The 17,402-nt window shown below is 59.8% G+C and carries 18 protein-coding genes and 2 pseudogenes; 7 read left to right on the top strand and 13 right to left on the bottom strand.

Annotated elements, in window-relative coordinates:
* On the bottom strand, positions 1 to 341 hold a 341-nt coding region (locus tag ACTJKE_RS33400), incomplete at its 3' end, for an RrF2 family transcriptional regulator (protein WP_440693461.1).
* A gap of 303 nt (positions 342 to 644) precedes the next feature.
* Here ACTJKE_RS33400 and ACTJKE_RS33405 point away from each other — a divergent pair.
* Positions 645 to 889, top strand: a pseudogene (locus tag ACTJKE_RS33405) (hypothetical protein); the annotation flags it as partial.
* A 149-nt stretch (positions 890 to 1,038) separates the two neighbouring features.
* Positions 1,039 to 1,269, top strand: a pseudogene (locus ACTJKE_RS33410) (head morphogenesis protein); the annotation flags it as partial.
* A gap of 69 nt (positions 1,270 to 1,338) precedes the next feature.
* Here ACTJKE_RS33410 and hmpA read toward each other — a convergent pair.
* Both hmpA and ACTJKE_RS33420 read right to left on the bottom strand, forming a co-directional pair.
* On the bottom strand, positions 1,339 to 2,553 hold the full coding sequence (gene hmpA / locus ACTJKE_RS33415; RefSeq protein WP_058329207.1) for an NO-inducible flavohemoprotein: 1,215 nt from the start codon (positions 2,551 to 2,553) through the stop codon (positions 1,339 to 1,341).
* A 24-nt stretch (positions 2,554 to 2,577) separates the two neighbouring features.
* Complete coding sequence (locus ACTJKE_RS33420; RefSeq protein WP_440639282.1) at positions 2,578 to 3,162, bottom strand: DUF1971 domain-containing protein; 585 nt, start codon at positions 3,160 to 3,162, stop codon at positions 2,578 to 2,580.
* Positions 3,163 to 3,211: 49 nt separating this feature from the next.
* Between ACTJKE_RS33420 and ACTJKE_RS33425 the strand changes: the two genes are divergently transcribed.
* Complete coding sequence (locus ACTJKE_RS33425; RefSeq protein WP_440639284.1) at positions 3,212 to 3,784, top strand: Rrf2 family transcriptional regulator; 573 nt, start codon at positions 3,212 to 3,214, stop codon at positions 3,782 to 3,784.
* A gap of 302 nt (positions 3,785 to 4,086) precedes the next feature.
* Here ACTJKE_RS33425 and ACTJKE_RS33430 read toward each other — a convergent pair whose 3' ends face one another.
* Positions 4,087 to 4,884 (bottom strand): transporter, encoded by a 798-nt coding sequence (locus ACTJKE_RS33430; RefSeq protein ID WP_440639286.1) that lies wholly within the window; start codon positions 4,882 to 4,884, stop codon positions 4,087 to 4,089.
* Between the two features lie 42 nt (positions 4,885 to 4,926).
* On the bottom strand, positions 4,927 to 5,715 hold the full coding sequence (locus ACTJKE_RS33435) for a hypothetical protein (RefSeq protein WP_058329230.1): 789 nt from the start codon (positions 5,713 to 5,715) through the stop codon (positions 4,927 to 4,929).
* A gap of 949 nt (positions 5,716 to 6,664) precedes the next feature.
* On the opposite strand from ACTJKE_RS33435, the gene ACTJKE_RS33440 reads away from it, so the two are divergent.
* The 3 genes from ACTJKE_RS33440 to ACTJKE_RS33450 all read left to right on the top strand — a co-directional run bounded on the left by ACTJKE_RS33440 (position 6,665) and on the right by ACTJKE_RS33450 (position 8,668).
* Positions 6,665 to 6,925 carry a hypothetical protein gene (locus ACTJKE_RS33440; protein ID WP_113514693.1) on the top strand — a complete coding sequence of 87 codons (261 nt, stop codon included), beginning with the start codon at positions 6,665 to 6,667 and terminating at the stop codon, positions 6,923 to 6,925.
* 471 nt (positions 6,926 to 7,396) lie between these two features.
* The gene (locus ACTJKE_RS33445; protein WP_058329231.1) at positions 7,397 to 8,080 is read left to right on the top strand and encodes a hypothetical protein; all 684 of its coding nucleotides are present in this window, start codon (positions 7,397 to 7,399) and stop codon (positions 8,078 to 8,080) included.
* 96 nt (positions 8,081 to 8,176) lie between these two features.
* Entirely contained in the window at positions 8,177 to 8,668 is a 492-nt protein-coding gene (locus ACTJKE_RS33450) for an ion channel (RefSeq protein WP_440639288.1), read from the top strand.
* A 337-nt stretch (positions 8,669 to 9,005) separates the two neighbouring features.
* Here the strand turns inward: ACTJKE_RS33450 and ACTJKE_RS33455 are convergent, their stop codons facing one another.
* From ACTJKE_RS33455 to ACTJKE_RS33465, 3 genes are read right to left on the bottom strand one after another with little or no spacing between them, the layout of a single operon-like run.
* Positions 9,006 to 10,271: a Zn-dependent hydrolase gene (locus tag ACTJKE_RS33455; RefSeq protein WP_440693670.1), complete on the bottom strand. Its 1,266-nt coding sequence runs from the start codon at positions 10,269 to 10,271 to the stop codon at positions 9,006 to 9,008.
* Positions 10,272 to 10,297: 26 nt separating this feature from the next.
* Positions 10,298 to 10,945 (bottom strand): TenA family protein, encoded by a 648-nt coding sequence (locus tag ACTJKE_RS33460; RefSeq protein WP_440693672.1) that lies wholly within the window; start codon positions 10,943 to 10,945, stop codon positions 10,298 to 10,300.
* Positions 10,946 to 10,947: 2 nt separating this feature from the next.
* A complete protein-coding gene (locus ACTJKE_RS33465) occupies positions 10,948 to 11,790 on the bottom strand; it encodes a BtpA/SgcQ family protein (RefSeq protein ID WP_440639294.1) in 843 nt (280 codons plus the stop codon).
* Between the two features lie 25 nt (positions 11,791 to 11,815).
* Here ACTJKE_RS33465 and ACTJKE_RS33470 point away from each other — a divergent pair, with 25 nt between their 5' ends.
* Positions 11,816 to 12,715, top strand: coding sequence for a ribokinase (locus ACTJKE_RS33470; RefSeq protein ID WP_440639296.1), 900 nt, complete (start codon positions 11,816 to 11,818; stop codon positions 12,713 to 12,715).
* Between the two features lie 29 nt (positions 12,716 to 12,744).
* Here ACTJKE_RS33470 and ACTJKE_RS33475 read toward each other — a convergent pair whose 3' ends face one another.
* From ACTJKE_RS33475 to ACTJKE_RS33495, 5 genes are read right to left on the bottom strand one after another with little or no spacing between them, the layout of a single operon-like run.
* Positions 12,745 to 13,512, bottom strand: coding sequence for a glutamine amidotransferase (locus ACTJKE_RS33475; protein ID WP_440639298.1), 768 nt, complete (start codon positions 13,510 to 13,512; stop codon positions 12,745 to 12,747).
* A 40-nt stretch (positions 13,513 to 13,552) separates the two neighbouring features.
* Positions 13,553 to 14,620 carry a phosphotriesterase family protein gene (locus tag ACTJKE_RS33480; protein WP_440639300.1) on the bottom strand — a complete coding sequence of 356 codons (1,068 nt, stop codon included), beginning with the start codon at positions 14,618 to 14,620 and terminating at the stop codon, positions 13,553 to 13,555.
* Between the two features lie 5 nt (positions 14,621 to 14,625).
* Positions 14,626 to 15,627 carry an ABC transporter permease gene (locus ACTJKE_RS33485; RefSeq protein WP_440639302.1) on the bottom strand — a complete coding sequence of 334 codons (1,002 nt, stop codon included), beginning with the start codon at positions 15,625 to 15,627 and terminating at the stop codon, positions 14,626 to 14,628.
* Entirely contained in the window at positions 15,624 to 16,427 is an 804-nt protein-coding gene (locus ACTJKE_RS33490; RefSeq protein WP_058329234.1) for an ATP-binding cassette domain-containing protein, read from the bottom strand. The genes ACTJKE_RS33485 and ACTJKE_RS33490 overlap by 4 nt, the downstream gene beginning before the upstream one ends.
* On the bottom strand, positions 16,427 to 17,383 hold the full coding sequence (locus tag ACTJKE_RS33495) for a substrate-binding domain-containing protein (protein WP_440639304.1): 957 nt from the start codon (positions 17,381 to 17,383) through the stop codon (positions 16,427 to 16,429). The genes ACTJKE_RS33490 and ACTJKE_RS33495 overlap by 1 nt, the downstream gene beginning before the upstream one ends.
* Positions 17,384 to 17,402: the final 19 nt, after the last annotated feature.

Genomic DNA, 17,402 nt, shown 5'->3' on the forward strand with positions numbered 1-17,402 from the left:
TTGAGCTGACAGGCTGGCGAAATCACGCAGCTGTGCCCTCCTGCTTGCATGCATTCGGCCAGCGCGAACTCCTCCTCGGTCGCTCGCACCAGCGCGCCAACAGCGATCTCCTCCGATGCCCTCGCGAGCCGGATGCCGCCCGCACGCCCGCGCGTCGTTTCGACGATTCCGAGGTCGCGCAAAGTCTGCGCCACCTTAAGGAGGTGGTTGCGTGAAAGCCCATAGGCTTGCGCCACGTCATTGACCGTGCATGTGCCGTTCCGTCGCGTCGCGGCGAAGATCAGCATGCGCAGGGCATAGTCGGTGTGGAGTGTCATTCGCATCGTCGCAGTGAATTCCATAAAGTGGTATTTTGTGTGCCACTTTACTGTGCTTGGTCGACGAGTGGAAGGGCGATTTAGTCATCTGCCAGGAAAGCCGCTGCGCAACCAAACTTGATAGGAGGGGAGGGATGTTTGCGGCCTTCAACGGCTTTTCTATTCGGTCAAATTTCACTCTTTGCGATTGGTCTTTGCGTACGGGTCCCACTTTCTAACTTAATGAGTCATGGCGATGCGACCATCTGCGCATTGGTTGGCTTTTCAATTGGCTGAAGCGTCGGTCGACGTTTTTCATCCAGTTGCCAAGGTGAATGCACAGGATCAGAAGGTTCTCTCTGGCAGCTCGTCGAGTCACTGCCGACGATGACCGACTGTACAGAGCCGAATGGCGAACCCGTTTACCGAAGCCAGCAGCTTCGCGAGTTGGGGGGCCGTACGATCGCAAGCACCTGCTGCGGCGCTTTGATGGCGAGTATCGGTAGGTCGAGACGCGAGCTCCCGCTATGCGCGACGAAAGAGCCACAATCGTCCAATGGAACGTCATCTGCCTGGACATCGGCGGGGAGGTCTCGACGCATGCGGCGCTAATTCCGCCTTCGAGGTTGTCAGGAGGATCCGTGCATTGTTCCAGTATTCATGGATGTTCGCGACACGACTTCGAATTCCTTCATGTTGTCAACCTTAGCTACCTAGGTTGGGTTGTAGGAAAGGCAACCGGATGACCTTCGACGACCTGCTTGCCACATACGAGCCGCGGCTTGCGACTGCCTTCAGTGAGGCAATTGATCAGATCAAGTCGAGCATCGTCCTGGCACGCGTCATTGAGCGGCTTGAGCGTGGCGACATCAACGGCGCCGTTGAGGCCATGCAGATCGAGCCCGAGGCTTTCTCGGCTCTCGAAATCGCCTTGCAGGAGGCCTTCAACGCGGGCGGAGCGCAGGCACTGTCCTGCGGCCGGCACCGAAAGCGCCGGCGGCAGGATTGGAGTGACGATGCCACGTTTCGTTGTTCGCCGCCTTCAGGCGGCAATCAGTTCGTCGGACGGGCCAAAGAACTCGAAGTGAACCCGCTCGCTTGAAACGCCTTCTCTGGCCAGCGCCGGAACGAGGGCGCGAAGGAACGGCTTCGGTCCACAGAGATAGAATTCGGCATTTTCAATGGGTGTATTCTTGCGAAGCCACTCTGCGGTGATGAAGCCGTCGAAATCGTGAGACAGTCCGACCGCGTCCTCGGCTGTTGGCGCGCTGTAGAAGCTGCTGATCTTGATCTTGCCATGCGCATCGGCGAGCTGGCGAACATGCCGGTCCATGGCATGCGTCCCGCTGTTCAGCGCGCCGTGGACGAAATGTGCTTCGAGGTTCGGATGCTCCTCGGCGATTGTCTCCAGGATGCTGACCATCGGCGTCAGGCCAACGCCGCCCGAAAGCAACACGACCGGTTTCTCCGGCGCTTCGGGAAGGAAGAAGTCGCCGGCCGGCGGGGTCGCACTCAACACCATGCCCACGCTCGCCTGATCGTGGAGGTATCGCGATCCGCCCTGTCCCTGCGCTTCCCGCTTGACCGAAATGCGGTAGAAACCATCGCTGGGGCCGCTTGAGATCGAGTAGTTGCGCTTGATCTCCTGGCCATTCTCCAACTTGAAGCGAAGCGTCAGATATTGGCCGGGCTTGTGGCGCGCAACGCGACCGCCATCCTTGGGCTTCAAGACAAACGAGGTGACGACATCGCTTTCGCGAACCTTCGCGTCGATGACGAAGTCTCTCCAGCCATCCCAGCCGCCCGAGCGCTTCAGCAGTTCGCCGCGTATCTCGGCTTCGCGCTCCTTGAGAATATCGGCCAGGAACCAGTAAGCCTCGCCCCATGCATTCAAGAGTTCAGGTGTCGCAGCACTTCCGAGCACATCCTCGATGGCGGCGAGAAGGGCCGTGGCCACAAAGGGATAGTGCTCGGGCAGAATATGATACCCGATGTGCTTGTGCGCGATCCGCTCGACCACAGGGCCGAGCACGCCAAGGTTATCAACGTTTTGCGCGTAGGCCACAATGGCGGCTGCAAGCGCGTTAACCTGTGAGCCGCCTTCGCCCTGATTGGCATGGTTGAACAGCTCGCGGATATGATCGTCGCGGAATAGGCGGACATACATGCTCTTCGTGATGTCCGCTGCGTGTGCCCCGAGCGCCGGGATGCTTGCCTTTACGATCTGAACAGTCTCGGGTGAGAGTGGTTTCGGCATGAACTTTCCTTTCGATGCGGTGCATCAGTAGGGGGCAGGTTGGTGATCGTAGAAGTGCAATTGAAGTTTCACCGGGCCTACGATCTGGAGGTGATGGGGCACATCCGGGGGGATGATGACCGGCGAGCAGGCGTCCACTTCGATCGTCGGCTGAGAGCGAAGGTGGTAGTGGAGGCTTCCCTCGAGGACGGTGAGCTTTGCCCAGGTCTGCGGTCGAAGTCGATAGGATTGCAGGAGCGGCTTGGGGACCGTTTCTTTGTCGAAAACCGGCGTGCTCCTATAGGGCCGTGAGGCAAGCTCAAGCGGTCTGGCCGGCGGGACTGCGTGGTCCGATCCAAACAGGGCGGACGACAAACGCGAAGCAATTCTGACGGCCCTTGACTGGATCTCAGCAGCAATCTCCGGCGACAGAGCGTCTGAAGTAACCTTCCTCCAAAGCGTCAACCAGCGCTCGAACATGCCCGGGTCGATGCGTTCAAGGTGGATCAAGTGCATTGCCACCGGATTGCCCTTGTAACGGCCGGTCGACATCATCATCGCCCCCCAGAATGCCATCATGCGCTCGAGATGGTCGTCCCAATCCGTTACGGCCGCGAAGCCAGCGTTCAAGACTTGGTCTGCTCGCACTTCGGCGTAGAAACGTTCAACGATCGTTCGGATGTCTGTTTCGGTTATCGCTTGCGAGATCATCGCAAATTCGCCCTTAAACATGTACCTTAGATGCATCTATTTATCCGAGGACAAAGATGCTAATCAAATGCATGTTTTTGGATTGGACTATTTGACGCAGACCCCGATGAGGCTCACCAAATATACCGACTACGCAATGCGATTAATGATCTATTTGGGATCACGGCCATCGGGGCTTAGCTCGATCCGGGAGATATCGGACACGTTCTCGGTCTCGCAAAATCATATGATGAAGGTTGTTCAGGACCTTGCGAACGCTGAGTTTCTGGAGTCCGTGCGCGGTCGCAATGGCGGCATACGCCTCGCGAGGCCGACGAACGAGATCAATCTCGGCGCCCTGCTTCGGCATACTGAAGGGCTGACGGATCTGATAGATTGCCATGGCTGTCGTATCGCGCCCGCCTGCGCCTTGCCGAGTGTGCTTTCGGAAGCCACGGCCGCCTTTGTGGCGGTTTTCGACAAATACACGCTCGCCGATCTCGTGGACAAGCGTTCGGCGCTCGGCGAGCTTTTGGGCTTCGGGGCGCATTCGTCACGGTGAGGTTATGTCGTGGCCCTTCGAAGACGCGGCCATTCTCCTTGCCTCCCTTCGCAGGTGATCGCGGGCGGGATGCGTTCGAAACTCCCGGATGGCGAGGGAGAGCGCCAAACACGCCAAGTTCATGTCTTGCGGAATGAACCTTTGACAGAGGGAATAATAACTGGGATCAATAGTTCTGATCCCATCAAGGCGAGGGATAGGAATCGACGTCCCAGACGACTGCCATCTTCCAAGATGCTATCAGCTTAGACCGTGTGCCAAGTCGACGACGGCGCCTTTCTCCCCAAAATAGTTTTCTACAATTACTTCGGAAACAGAAAAGTCAAAGCCATCCGGAAGCCTAGACCCTCAGGGCCGTTTTCCGGCGCGTCCGCCCAGTAGCGAATGCCGGCCGTGAGGCTGATCGGCTGCTTGTCGATGGTGATCAGTTTAGCAACGGTAAAATTAATCGGAACGGACCAGTCCTTCGTCTCCCAGTCGTAGGTGGATTCCGTATTGAATGAGAATGTCCAGGCATCTTTGGTCGTATAGGAGATGAACGGCTGCAGAAATGTCGAACTTACGTCGGCCCGATCGCTTTGCCCCGCAAATGACCAGATATGGTTACCGAGCATTCCGAAGGTCCACGGTCCTTCCTGCTTGAGGGCGACCGCTGTCGGTCCTGCACCCCATTTGCCGCTGCCGAGCAACTCGTCCGTCGCCGTTGGAATGAGGAACACCGGTCCTGCACCCCACACGATGCCGCTCTCGGTCGGCTCTGAAGGCGAAAAGAAGAAGCTCTGCGTGATGTCCCCCAGACCGAATTGCGTTCCCGATGGCCCGGCGATGTCATTCTGCCAAGTGACGGGAAGAATGGTGCGGGAAATGACGTTCCACTCCTTGTTGATTGCGAACGGAATGACAGGCTGGATGTTCACCGTCGCCTTGTCGCCATCGTCCGGGCCATAACCGTGATCGTAATTGGCCTGGAAGGGGACGCTGATCAGCGAGGCGATTGGATTAGAGAGCTTTTTCGCCAGCTCTTCGTTCGACTGGGCGTTTGCAATCCCTGGACCAAGTGCGAAGGCCAGCAGGGTCGCTGTGTGAGCCATCCTCTTCATTTGATGCCGTCTCCAATGAACCACGCTCACGCAAGCCTCAGTCTAGAAGTGAAACGTCACGCCGATAATCGGCCCCTGCTCAACAACATCAAAGACAAACCCGTCATTATTGTAGTTCACACCCACCGCTCGGTAGCCAGCGACGGCCGAAATCGTTTCGGTGAATTTGTAACCCAAGGCCAGCGAGACATCCCAGTCGAGATCAGCGCCGCCGCCGCCGACCAGGCCCCATCCGGTCACGTAGAATTCTGGTGTTACGAAGTAATTGCCCCGTACACCAGCCAGAGCGTCGACCCAGGTTGCGCCGTCATCCCTTTGACGGCCACCGAGAAGGCCACCGTTGAATCCTATGGTCGTATCGACTGACCACACGCGCACGCCGCCGACAATGTCGAGATGGCCAGACTGGTTCTCCAGCACGGAGTATCCAGCACCGAGAAGTCCGGCGAAGGTCTTTGAGGTGACATCAACGCTATCGGCAAGGATGCCGTTTCTTGTGCCCGCCTCGGCACCGAGCTTGGTGTACATGACGTCCGCAAAGATGCTGACGCGGTCGTATCGGGCTTCTCCAGCCGCCATGAAAGCGAAGTCAAGGTTCTGCAGTATGTCGCCGAAGTTGGAGTTGATGTGAACTTCAGGCAGACTGAACTGCGCCACGTCTCCGGACAACCCAGCCGCCCAGAAGTATGGCGCGACCGTGTACGTCCAGCCGCCTTCGTTCTCGACCACCTTCGCATCTGGAATGCCAAGTGTAATGTCGGCCGTATATGCTGAAGATGCGACACCAAGGCCGGCCCCAAGTACGGTGGCCAGTAGCAATAAAGACCGCATGTAATCCCTCATTTGTATTAAATTGAATCGCCCAAACAAGGTCATCCTTTCAATGGGGGGGGAATGATTTAAAGGGGGTATGGCTGTATGTTACCGTATCGGTATAGGAAAACTCAGCGCTTGCGGTTCAGTGACGCTCTGATTTTACAGCAATTCTTGACGTCGGTAGAGGATATCCTGATCGACACAGCGACGAATGTGGCGGCAATTCGTTCTGCACGGCCTGCACCCCCCACTCACTCTTGAGGGGCGTCCTTAAAGCAAATCGCGCGCCGTCACGAATGCAAAACCACGCATCTCCCTAAACATACGTTGATGAATTGTCCCGAGGCCCCATAGCGACCCACTACTGTCAAATAGCGGGATTCTTCATGCCGAAACTGCATGTGCCGGACGTATGATACCGTTAGATACCTTGCGCTCACGCCCTCGACGTTCACAGCTTGACGCGAAGCTTTCATCCCAAACGACAACCGCAATCGAGGGCGAGCGATGTGCAAGGGCAAACTGGATCATACGTTTTGGTGGTACTCGGTCTTCTCGGAACGCTGCTCGGTCCGCTAGGCCGAAATCGGCTATTGCTAATCTAGGGAGGACTGGTGGCCGCCGATATTCGAAAGCCACTGTGGTGTACGCGGGGTTGTTCGCGCTGCTCCTCAGCGCGTTTTCTGAAGGTTACAAATACGGTTCCGCGTACGCTGCTGCTGGCGACGGTCTGCCTTCAATCGTCGGATCGGTCGTGCCGGTCTTCATCCTACCGCTGCCGTCCTGGAAGCGGAGTGGACTGGATGCGCATGGTGATGCGAGTGGTCGACAGTTAAACGGCGGCCCGCGTGGCCTGCCGAGGCTGGGATGGGAATACATTGAGAGGAGTCGCAACTCCAAGGATCGAGATCGATGTCACCATGTCCTGAGATCGCGATCAGGCAAATACGGACGGATAAACCGGATGGGAAACGGTGTTAAATTCGTAGCCACATACTTCGAAGAGCACTTTAAGGCGATAGAGGAACTCGCCGCTCGCAGTGAGGGATTCCGCGACCTGTGCGACGACTTCGCAATGGCAAAGGGCGAGAAACTGCGATGGGAGCAATCATCCGCACCGGAGCGGGATGAACGTATCGCTGAGTACCGGGACCTTATAGACGGCATGTGGCTCGAGATCGAGCAGGAACTGGAAAGGGCCGCGATCAAAACACCCTGGCGATAAATCCGCTACGCAATGTCGAACAGACGGCTTCAGGCCAATAGGTGCAGGAGAGGAACAATCATCGCAGAGAAAGAAGGTATATTCGCAGGAGCCGCACTCGCCGTGCTCCAGTCATAACAGGGGCCGGTCGGGCAGACACGAGCAGCTACTCTGACGCGGTAGCAACCTTTGCCAAGGAATGCGGTTGCAACATCAAGTCTGCCGAGAGGAGTCTCGGAAACGGCCGCAACCACGCCTTGCCTGAGAAACGCGGCGGAGGTCTCAACGACCTGCATGTCCACTCACAACAGTGTCGTGACGTCAATCGATCAGCGTCATGCCGCGAAGGCGCCGGCGCACAAGGTCTGCCAGCACGGTAACGCCGTGATGGGCGATTGAAACCCGTTCTGCCTCATCGTGGCAAAGCGTGTCGACTGACCTATTGGGACTGATGAAATAGATAAACTCGGTGAAACCAACGGAGTGAAACTGATGACTAGATCTCCCGGCATATGCTTGGTCGCAGTCGCAGCAAGCCTAATACTCACATCTCCGGCAATAGCGCAGGACGCAATTTCAGCGCCCGCACAGAAGACCATCGGCGCAGCTAAGGCGCAGATGGTGCCGTCGCTTGCTGTCCTCAATTCTGCGGGAGCAAAACTTGAAAATGGCAAACTCACCATGAGCGGAATCACCGCAAATTCGATTGTATTCGCCGATCGGCCGGTGCGATCGGCGGGGCATGTCCTGACCTCCGAGTTCATCAAGCAATGGGGCGATGGGACCGATAGTTTCGCAAAGGACCCTCCAAATGCGACGATATCGGTCCTGAGGAGCAAAGGAGATTCTGTCGCCGATGCGGTGATCGTCCTTAAGTCACCGAAGCTTGAAGGCGGAAACCTGACGTTTGAGGTCGCCGTCCTCGAAGGCGATCTCGCTGGCGCCGATGGACCCGCGTCACTGTTCATCGACTGGTTTGCCGCTCGCGGCCCTTATGGCGGCGTCGCCGTTGGTGGGCGTGCGCCGGTCTGGCGTGGCGGCTGGTATGCGCATCCAGGCGCATACTACGGAGCGGGCGTGGTCGCCGGCGCCGCAGTCGGTGCGGCAGTTGCCAACGATCGTCGCTACTATCCGCCTCCTGCATGCGGCTATTACCCTTATCCTCCCTGCTACTAAAATTACGATCTGAGCAACAACTCGTGCTGTTTTCGGCTCGGAGGAAGGCTGCAGACGAGCCTTCCTCGCAGATGCCCAAACCGAGGGACACAGAGGGTGGACGATTTATCTTCGCCGAAGCCGGTCTTGGAAATTCTCGTAGGCACTGTGTTTCTGACCATCGTCATGTTTGTGCACGGCTTGGGTATCAGATGCATCAGCCGACAGTTTAACAAATCCTGGACTCGCGTAGACAGCACTACGGCGCATTGGCGGCTAAATGTTATGCTTGCCGTGACAATCGCCGCCTTGGCGCTCCTGCACTTTGCAGAAACGCTGATCTGGGCGCTGCCACTGTATGTAAGGGCGATTATTCCCTCCATGCGCGACAGCTATTATTACGTCCTGGAGAGCTATACGACGCTCGGGGAGGGAAACGTGACCCTTCCAGATCGGTGGCGTCTGCTTGGTCCGATTATTGCGATGTCCGGACTATTCACCTTCGGTTGGACGGGAAGCATCCTCGTGAGCATCATGACGGACTTTGGAAGATACGACATGCTGCGGGCCAGGAAGGCACATGAAAATGAAAACGACGACAAGTCCTAGTTTGTCCGGATTTCCATAACCACTCGTGTCGCTTGGCACTTAAATGCGAGAATGCGGCCTGTTTCAACGAGGAATGGCATTTAAAGATGAGAATCCGAGCGACCGGAATTCTCAAATTAACCGCAGCTGCGAAGACGCCATCGATCGGCATGTATGGGCCATTATCTCGTCGATAACGCTGCTTGAATCGTGCCCACAGCACGCTCGTGCAGCTCTGGGCCAACAAGATTGCATAATGTATCGTTGGGAACTGGCGGCGCGAGGCGCGCTTTTGGTCAGTCAGAAAGGGCTGCGTGGCGAATGGAGGCGCGGCTCGGCTGCCTCACCATCACCCGCGTCACTGATCTCTCCCCGATGCGCTTAGGACAATCGCTTCCATGGTGGCTGCAAGCAGCATGCGTGCACCTTTTACGGAGTGCTCAGGCTCGACATATTCGGCCTCGTTGTGGCTAAGCCCATCGCGGCAAGGCACGAAGATCATGGCCGCGGGCGCGACGCGATTGACGAACAGGGCATCGTGGAAGGCGCCGGAGAGCATGCGTTTGGGTTTCAAGCCGAGAGAAGCGGCAGCCCGGTCGAGGCAGGCCAGCAGGTCTTCCGAAAAGATAGCCGGCGGCATGTCAAAGATCTGTCTCAATTCGCTCCCGCAGCCGGCGTCAGCCGCCGCCGCGTCACAGGCCTGGCGGATGCGATCTTCCAAGGCGTTGATGACTGCTGTCTCCGGGTGGCGCAGATCGACGGTGAAGGTCACCGAACCCGGGATGGCGTTCACCGAACCCGGCTCGACCGCAAACCGGCCGACGGTGAAGCGCGCGCGGGGATCGTTCGGCATCACGCTGTTGTAGAGCGGTTCGAGCGCGGCGATGGCCGCTTTCATGGGGTCGCGACGGAACTCGAGCGCCGTCGTGCCGGCATGCGCCGCCTGGCCCGTGATCGTCACCTCCAGCCACCGGGTCCCCTGGATACCATGGACAATGCCGATCGGCGTGTTTTCCCGTTCGAGGGTCGGTCCCTGCTCGATATGAAGCTCGATGTAGCCGGATATCTGCAAGCCAAGCGGGCGCATGGCCGCTTCCGGAAGAGCGTCGAGCGTTGCCTTCAGCTCATCGACGAACAATGCGCCGTCGCGACCGCGAAGACCGGACCAGGCATCCGGGATCGCACCGGCGGCGAAGGCCATGGATCCCATGGTCCCCGGAGCAAAACGGCTTCCCTCCTCGTTGGTCCAGGCGACGACCTCGATCGGCAGATCGGTCTCGATGCCGGCGTCCTCGATGCTCTCCAGGACTTCGAAGGCGGTAAGGGTGCCGAGCGCTCCGTCGAAGCGCCCGCCGGTTGGCTGGCTGTCGAGATGACTGCCGATCACAAAAGGGGGCATTTCGGGAAAGCGGCCTTCCCGTCGGATGAACAGGTTTGCCATCGGGTCCTGGAAGGCCCGAAAACCCCGCGCGAGCGCGAGCTCGGCCAGGAGCCGCCGTGAAGCGCGATCCTCGGGCGACAGGGCCTGGCGGTTGACGCCACCGGCGGGCGTTGCCCCGATCCTTGCAAAATCGTCGAGGCGCTGCAGCAGACGCTTGCTGTCAATCGCGATGGGAGTGGTCATGGTCGGCTCCAGACAGGTCGTCCCGATCAGCCGTAGGCTGCGTCGTGGAAGGCGATTTCGAGTTGTTGCGTACGCCCGAAAATGGCGCTGAGGCGGCGGCGCTCGGAAGCGTCGAGCGCGATGCCCGCTTCGTCGAGCTGCTGCTTGAGCCATTTCGCCTGGGCTGCGAAATCGTCGTCCGCGTGCATTTCCACCCATTCCTTCAGATGCGGATCGACAAAGGCTACGTGAACGGCCCTTTTCGACCAGGTCCAGTACATCCATTCGGCGGCGAACATGGTGGCGACCGTATCGAGGAATCCGCCGTTGCTTGCGATGTCCAGCATGCCGCATCGGAAGGCTTCGACCTCGGGACGACTGACATCGTAGGCGCTGGCATCGATGCCGCGTTCGGCAAAAATTCTCTCGAAATAGGCGATCTGCTGGTTGGCGAGCGCATCGAGAACGACGATCAGCCAGCGCTTCTGCTCGATTGTCCTGGCCTTCGCCGTCGCAAAGGCAAAGATCGAAATCGCGGTTTCGACAAAAGCGCTCTCATAGACGAGATAGCGCTCGAAAACCTGGTTGGACAGGCGCTCGAGAACGATATCCTCGACGAAGCGATGGTTCACCATCGCTTCGAAGACGGCAGCGTTTTCCCGCAGGATCTGATCCGACAGCGTTTCAGTCGGCATCGTCACGCCTCCAGGGCGGGCGCTGCGGCAGCGCGGAAGGCCTTGACCCGCTCGATATCGACCGGGTTCCACCAAACCCCGCCTTCCTTCAGCGATGACGCAACGATCACGCCGTTCGTCCGCTTGAGGATTTCGACGATGTTGTCCTTAGTCACGCCGGAGCCGACCAGAAGCGGCAGGTGGGTGGCCGAGCCGACCTCCTCGATCTCCTCGATGGTTGCCGTGTTGCCGGTACGCTGGCCGGTGGCGATGACGCCATCGGCATCGAAGAAGGCGAGGTCACGCGTCAGTTCCTGGATCGAGCGGTCGGCGACGATCGCGTGGGCGCCATGCTTCACGTGACTGTCGGCGAAGACCTTGATGTGCTCGGCGCGCAGCAGCGAACGGTAGCGCATTGCTTCGGCGGCCCGGCCCTCCATGAAGCCTTCATTGGCGACATAGGCATTGGCCCACTGGTTGACGCGAATGAATTTGGCGCCACCGGCCATGGCGATGGCAAAGGCCGGGATCGGCGCATTGGCAAGCACATTGATGCCAAGCGGCACGCCCGTCGCACGCGCGATCCGGTCGGTGACCACGGACATGAAGGCCGCCGTCTCATGGCCGATATCCTCCGGCTTGGAGAAGGGCACGTCGCCATGGTTTTCAATCATCAGGCCATGCAGGCCACCCTCGACTAGCGCCTCTGCGTCGCGCATGCAGGCATCGTAGATGGTCGACATATCAGCGCCACGATAGCGCGGCGCTCCGGGGAAGGGGGGGCAATGGATCATGCCGATCAGAACCTTGTCAGTCCCGAATATTTCCCTTATGGCGCTTGAGGACTTGTCAGAAATTTCCTGCATTTCTCTCCCTTTCGAAGGTATGTTCATGCACGCTTACGTAATCGGTAATGTGACGGTGGACGAGACCATCGCCGTGTCGGAAATGCCGGCCGCGGGCGCCTCGATCCATGGCAGCCAGCGTTCGCGCGACCTCGGTGGCAAGGGCGCGAACCAGGCGGTCGTCATGGCCCGCACCGGGCTGCCGACGAGCCTCATCGCAGCCTTCGGCGACGGTTTTCGCGCCGACATGATCCGCCAGCATCTGGCAGACGAACCGGTGGTGAGCCAGCTTGTGCCGGTCCCCGGCAAATCCACCGACTTCTCGATCGTGCTGACCACGCCGGATGGCGAAAACGTCAACATCACGACCACCGACTCCGCCCGGAACCTCGCTCTTGTCGACGCTATCGCGCCTCTGGCCGACGCTGCTCCAGGAGACATTGCGGTGCTCCAGGGAAACCTCTCGGACGAAACGACGCGAGGCGTCCTTGAAGCTGCGCGCGCCCGCCGAATGATCACCGCCTTCAATCCGTCTCCCCTGCGTCCCTATTTCAGCACCCTGTGGCCCTTGATCGATGTCGCTTTCCTCAACCAGGGCGAGGCGCAGGCATTGACCGGGACCAGCGGTGAAGAGGCTGCCCGCAAGTTGCTTGCGGCCGGCGTTCGAGAAGTCGTTCTGACTTTCGGCGGCGACGGAGCCATGCTTGTCACAGCCAAGAGCTGTGTTCGGATTGCCGCCGTCGAATGCGAGGTCGTCGACACGACGGGCGCCGGCGACACGTTCATGGCCGTGGCGCTCGCATCGGCGGCTCTTCGCGGCAACCGTCTCGACCGCACCGCAATCGAACACGCGACACGGGCCGCCGCCATCACCGTCAGTCGTCCCGGTACCCGCTCGGCGTTTCCGTCGATCGGGCAACTGAACGCGATCCTCGCCGCGCGCTGAGCTTCTGCCCAGCGCGCAACGTCGGCTGCTCAGCGCGCCGTCTCCGTCATCCAGCCAAGGATGTTCTTCCAGAGCCGGCCGTAGCCTTCCCATTCGCAGAATGCCGGCGACAGCCAGTGCGGGCCGATATCGGACGTCCAGGCGGCGGTGCGGCCCTTGCCGAAGCTGCCGAGAACGAGCAGCGGGTGTCCGCCCTGGTCTGCCGGAAGGCGGGCGATGACCTCGGAGCCCGGGCGCACCTCCACTTCGTTGACACCGAGAAGCAGCGGCCAGTTGCCGGAAAGACCCGCCATGGTCGGATGATCCGGCTTGACGACGTCGGCGACCGCACCCTCAGGGATTTCGACACGGTCGTCATAGGGAAGGCATGTGACCGGAAGCGTGTCTTCAACGGCTGTGCGGCGCCAGCGCGCCTTGCCGTCGATGCCCTGGAAGGAGAAGTAGCCGCCGACCATCAGCAGCGCGCCGCCCTTTTCTACCCAGGCCTTGATCAGCTTCAGCCGGTTCGGAACGGTGCGCGAGTGCAGCCACACTGCCGGCGGCAACAACAGCGAGTTGGCGCCGATATCCGAAAGAATGATCGCATTATATTGGTCGAGGCCCGCCATTTCATAGGGGAACTGGTCCACGGCGTCGTGCGCGGTCATGTAGGTCAGCTCGAATTCGCTGTCTTTCAGCACCTTGACGAGCGGCTCCGCGCCCAGATGGAAGGTGACGCTGCCGAACTGGTCGAAACCCTTGTAGTGGGTGGCGGAGCTTACCCAGCTCTCGCCGACGAGAAGCACTTTCTTTGTCATGGTCTATCCGTATGTCTTGAATTGCGTTGAGAGCCGGATGTCAGGCCCCGGTTTGGAACACCGAGCGGGGATTGTCCCGCATCATTCTGTCGAGCGCGCCGTCGTCCAGCCCGTGTCGTTTGAGACGCGGCAGGAAGTGGCGGAGCACATAGGCATAGCCATTGCCTCCGTAGTGGCTGAGCATCATCTTCAGGAACACGTCGTGCGAAAGCAGGAGGCGGTCCATATGACCGGCCTCCACCAGCCTTACGATCGCCCGCGCGGCCTCTTCGTCGCTCGGGCATTGCACCTGTTGATCGGCATAGAAGAAGTCCATGCCGATCATGTCGTACTCGATGAAGGCCCCGCGTTCGGCGAGTTCGCTCTGGTAGGCGTGGTCGTCGTGCGACGGGTTCATGTGGCAGAGTACGGTGTGGCGGAGATCTGCCCCTTCCTCGGCGACGACGTCGAGGACCCGGTGTCCGAGCCGGAACCAGCCAGGCAGGTGCACCATCAGCGGCAGGCCGGTGCGAACCTGCGCCCGAGCGGCTCCGCGCAACGACTTTTCTTCCGCCGGAGTGAAATCGGCGGATACGCCGATCTCGCCGATCAGCCCGATTTTCACGCCCGTGCCGTCGACACCGTCGATTGCCTCGCGGACGATCCCGTCGGCGATCTGGTCGATACTCATGTCGGCGACCTCGGCCGGATGCGAGGAGGCAAGATAGTATCCGGCCCCCATGACGATGTTGAGGCCGGTCGCCTTGGAGATCCGCTGCAAGGCGACCGGGTTTCGGCCAATGCCATTGCAGGTGGGTTCCACGACCGTGCGGCCCCCTTCGGTAGCGAAAGCCCGCAATTCGGCGATCGCCAAGGGTTCGTCGTCGAGCGTGATGTTGTGCTTGTTGACGAAGGGATCCTGGCGAAGCTCGCCGAGAATCTCCATGCAGACGAAGCCTTCGGCGAGATACTGACGCTCCTTGGTTTTCGGCGCGTGCCACCAGCAGCGGCAATCGTTGAGGATATGCTCGTGCATCAGCGTAACGCCGAGTTCGCTCGCATCGATCGCGCCGGTCACCGTCATCACCTTGCCGGACTGCACGTGTCCTTCTGACAGTTCCTTGCTCATTACGGTCATCTCTTCTTGCCGCCGAAGCGAAAGTTGGCGGTGAAGATCCGCGTGTTGAGCCAGATCGCGACGAGAATGATCGCGCCGGTAACGATCTGCGTGAAGAACGGCGAGATGTGCATGAGGATCAGGCCGTTGCCGATGACCGCGATCGTCATGGTGCCGAGGACGGTCCCGAGGATCGTGCCGCGGCCACCCATCAGCGACGTTCCGCCCAGCACCACCGCGGCGATGACCTGCAGTTCGAAGCCGACGGCCGCATTCGACGAGCCGGAGCCGAGGCGCGCTGCGATCAGCAGACCGGCAAGGGCGCAGGCAACCCCGGCGATCATATAGACCGAGGCGATCACCCATTTTGCCGGCATGCCGACGCGGCGAGCCGCCTCCATGTTGGACCCGACGGCGACGACCTGGCGGCCGTATTTGGTCGAGGATATGACGACATAGCCGGCGACCGCGACCGCAACCGCGATCAGGGCAGGCATCGGAATGCCCAGCAATTCGCCTCGGCCGAGCATGAAGAAGCCCGGGGCATCCTTGATCGGGATCGAGTAGCCCTGCGTCAGATAGAGCGCCAATCCGCGCAGGATCGACAGGCCGGCAAGTGTGACAATGAAGGCCGGAATACCCTGATAGGCGGTGAACCATCCCTGCACGAAGCCGAGAAAGGCGCCGAAGAAGAGCATCGCGACGACGACGAGAGGCCAGGGATAGCCCATCGCCAAGACGATCGCCGCGACGGCATTGACCAGGGCGACCTGCGAACCGACAGAAAGGTCGATGCCGCCGGTGATGATCACCAGTGTCATGGCGACCGCGACGATGAGGATCGGCGCTGCCTGGCGGATGACGTTCAGAATATTACCGAGCGTCATGAAGGTGTCGGTTGTGGCCGCGAAGAAGACCACGCAGGCCAGGAAAAAGAAGGCGATCGACAGGACCTGGGCATTCTCCGAAAGGAAGTCTGCCGCCGGTGAGCCCTTTGCGCGTTCGGTGTAGGCCGTCATTGCTTGGCTCCTTCCCCGACGATCAGCTTGACGAGGTCTTCCAGGTTGGTCTTGCCGATTTCGCGCTCGGCCACCTTGGTGCCTTCGTACATGACGGCAATGCGGTCGCAGACGCGGAACAGGTCCTGGAGGCGATGGGTGATCAGGATGACGGACACGCCCTTCGCCTTGACGCGGTTGATGAGCGCGAGCACCGCTTCGACCTCCGCAACGGCAAGCGCCGAGGTGGGCTCATCCATGATCAGAACCTTCGGATTGAACGAAGCGGCACGCGCAATCGCGATCGCCTGGCGCTGTCCGCCCGAGAGTTGAGCGACCTTGCCGGTCAGCCGCGGAATGCGGATTTCCAGAGCGTCGAGCATCTTGCGGGCTTCTGCGAGCATGGTCTTCGTGTCGAGAAATGGCCCTTTGCTGATTTCCCGACCGAGAAAGAGATTGCCGACCACATCGATGTGGTCGCAAAGGCTCAAATCCTGAAAGACCATTTCAATATTGCGGTTGCGGGCATCAGCAGGCCCCGAAAACCGAACCTCCTCGCCTTCCAGAGTAATGGTCCCGCCATCGGGGATGTAGGTTCCCGAGATCACCTTGGTCAGCGTCGATTTGCCGGCGGCATTGTCGCCGACGAGGCCAAGGCATTCGCCGGGATAGATGTCGAGGTCAACGCCACGCAGTGCCTGGTGCGATCCGAACGTCTTGACGATCCCCTTGAGGGACACGCGGGGACTGGCACCGGTGCGGGAGGGCAGAGCCCCCCCGACACCAGCGACAGCGGGAGGATGCTGTCTTTCACTCGTCATCATTTGAAGATCGCCCGATATGGCTCGACGTTGTCCTTGGTGACGATCGTTACCGGCACGGAGATGGTCTTCTCGACGCTACCGCCGTCGGATACCTTCTTCAACGCGTCGATGGCAGCGGCACCCATGGCGGCCGGATCCTGCTGGATCACGGCGGTGACGTAGCCGGCGTCGATGCCCGCGATCGCCTGGGCCGTCAGGTCCCAACCGAAGACCTTGACGCTATCCTGCTTGCTCTGGCTTTCAACCGCCGCGATGGCACCCATCAGGGCCGGCTCGCCCGTCGCATAGATCGCGGTCAGGTCAGGATTGCCGGTAATCAGGTTCTCTGCGGCGGCGAGCGCGTTGTCCTGCACGTTCTGTCCATCAACGACGCCGGCCGAGCTGATGCCGTCGACACCCTTGATCGTCTTTTCAAACCCCTCCTGGCGAACGTTCTGAATGAAGGAGTTGAGCGCGCCGACGACACCAACTTTGGCTTTGCCGTCGGCATTGGCCTTGATGTAGTCGAGGAAGAACTTGCCCATGTCGGCGCCCGCCTTGGCATTGTCGACGCCGATCTGCGCCTTTTGCGGGCCATTCGGAAGGATCGCGTCGATGGCAACGACGGGGATCCCGGCTTCGGCCGCCTGATTGACGGCCGGCATGATGCCATTGACGTCGATAGCGACGACCGCGATGCCGTCAACCTTCTGCTGGATATAGGTCTCGATCGCGCTGTTCTGTGCGGCCGGATCGTTGTTGGCATTGAAGATGACGAGCTTCGCGCCGGCAGCATCGGCTGCCTTCTGCGCACCTTCGTTCATCTGATTGAAGAAAAGCGCCTGCTGGTTGATTTGCACGAGTGCAAAGGTCTTTTCGGCGGCCAGGGCCGGCGAGAGAGCCGCGCCGAGGGTCGTCAATGCCGTGAGCCCAAGCGTGGCGACAAAAGTCCTGCGTTTCAAAGTCCAGTTCATGTTCTCATCCTCTGTTGGT

Origin of the sequence: Ensifer sp. 22521 (genome assembly GCF_052044795.1) — a bacterium.
GTDB lineage: Bacteria > Pseudomonadota > Alphaproteobacteria > Rhizobiales > Rhizobiaceae > Ensifer.

Bases quoted from the DNA above. Each gene is read 5' to 3' on its own strand.
- ACTJKE_RS33495 (WP_440639304.1), bottom strand. From the start codon at position 17,383: ATGAACTGGACTTTGAAACGCAGGACTTTTGTCGCCACGCTTGGGCTC.
- ACTJKE_RS33455 (WP_440693670.1), bottom strand. From the start codon at position 10,271: ATGACCACTCCCATCGCGATTGACAGCAAGCGTCTGCTGCAGCGCCTC.
- ACTJKE_RS33435 (WP_058329230.1), bottom strand. From the start codon at position 5,715: ATGCGGTCTTTATTGCTACTGGCCACCGTACTTGGGGCCGGCCTTGGT.
- hmpA (WP_058329207.1), bottom strand. From the start codon at position 2,553: ATGCCGAAACCACTCTCACCCGAGACTGTTCAGATCGTAAAGGCAAGC.
- ACTJKE_RS33475 (WP_440639298.1), bottom strand. From the start codon at position 13,512: ATGACAAAGAAAGTGCTTCTCGTCGGCGAGAGCTGGGTAAGCTCCGCC.
- ACTJKE_RS33480 (WP_440639300.1), bottom strand. From the start codon at position 14,620: ATGAGCAAGGAACTGTCAGAAGGACACGTGCAGTCCGGCAAGGTGATG.
- ACTJKE_RS33485 (WP_440639302.1), bottom strand. From the start codon at position 15,627: ATGACGGCCTACACCGAACGCGCAAAGGGCTCACCGGCGGCAGACTTC.
- ACTJKE_RS33460 (WP_440693672.1), bottom strand. From the start codon at position 10,945: ATGCCGACTGAAACGCTGTCGGATCAGATCCTGCGGGAAAACGCTGCC.
- ACTJKE_RS33430 (WP_440639286.1), bottom strand. From the start codon at position 4,884: ATGAAGAGGATGGCTCACACAGCGACCCTGCTGGCCTTCGCACTTGGT.
- ACTJKE_RS33465 (WP_440639294.1), bottom strand. From the start codon at position 11,790: ATGCAGGAAATTTCTGACAAGTCCTCAAGCGCCATAAGGGAAATATTC.
- ACTJKE_RS33445 (WP_058329231.1), top strand. From the start codon at position 7,397: ATGACTAGATCTCCCGGCATATGCTTGGTCGCAGTCGCAGCAAGCCTA.
- ACTJKE_RS33490 (WP_058329234.1), bottom strand. From the start codon at position 16,427: ATGACGAGTGAAAGACAGCATCCTCCCGCTGTCGCTGGTGTCGGGGGG.
- ACTJKE_RS33425 (WP_440639284.1), top strand. From the start codon at position 3,212: ATGTCTGTTTCGGTTATCGCTTGCGAGATCATCGCAAATTCGCCCTTA.
- ACTJKE_RS33440 (WP_113514693.1), top strand. From the start codon at position 6,665: ATGGGAAACGGTGTTAAATTCGTAGCCACATACTTCGAAGAGCACTTT.
- ACTJKE_RS33470 (WP_440639296.1), top strand. From the start codon at position 11,816: ATGCACGCTTACGTAATCGGTAATGTGACGGTGGACGAGACCATCGCC.